The organism is Streptomyces doebereineriae, from assembly GCF_031845645.1.
Taxonomy (GTDB): domain Bacteria; phylum Actinomycetota; class Actinomycetes; order Streptomycetales; family Streptomycetaceae; genus Streptomyces; species Streptomyces canus.
Map to the genome: position 1 here is coordinate 1 of NZ_JAVREZ010000075.1, position 648 is coordinate 648.

At 66.7% G+C, this 648-nt stretch carries 2 pseudogenes; one reads left to right on the forward strand and one right to left on the reverse strand.

Annotated elements, in window-relative coordinates:
- A pseudogene (locus RNB18_RS50760) lies at positions 1-211 on the forward strand (ADP-ribose pyrophosphatase); the annotation flags it as partial.
- Here the strand turns inward: RNB18_RS50760 and RNB18_RS50765 are convergent.
- Positions 195-648 (reverse strand): annotated as a pseudogene (locus tag RNB18_RS50765) (XRE family transcriptional regulator); the annotation flags it as partial. The pseudogenes RNB18_RS50760 and RNB18_RS50765 overlap by 17 nt on opposite strands.

Here is a 648-nt window from a genome sequence, read left to right on the forward strand (position 1 = left end):
GATCGGCATGGTCGATTCGCCGCACGAGATCTTCGTGGCGAGGGGCGCCACTCACGTCGGAGAACCCACCGACGCCGAGGAAGCCGGGCACGTCGCATGGGTTCCGTTGGACGAGATCCCCGGCCTGATGAGCGAGGGCAAGCTGATGGGGTCCGGAACGATCGTCGCCCTCCTCCACCTCCTCTCCTCGCGGCCTACAGCCGCCCGGTAAGCAGCTCCACCCGCTGGCGATACCGCACGGACCCCGTGCGGTTCGCCGCCAGCCTTGCCCTTTGAAGGTGGCTTCGGGCTTGATCCAACTCGCCTCGCGCAAGGTGGGCCTGCGTGAGATCGCAGTGCACTCCCGCGCTGGCACGCACGAACGATGGGTCGGCGCTGTTCAGCGAGGTATACAGCTCATCCATAGCTGACTCGTCACCGAGCTTGGCCAGTACGTTTCCCCGCCAGCGCGTGAGGTGACCGGTGTTCAGGAAGATGCTCAACATGTCCGGGTCCCGCACCTCCCCGTCGTCCGGCAGCAAGGCTTCCGCGCGCTCCAACGCTGCACGCGCCTCCGACGCCATGTCCACGCCGACAGCGGCGCACAGCTCCGCCTCAGCGGCAGAGAGCCAAGAACGAAGTCGCGGTGTCTGGCGCTCTGCCTGTTTG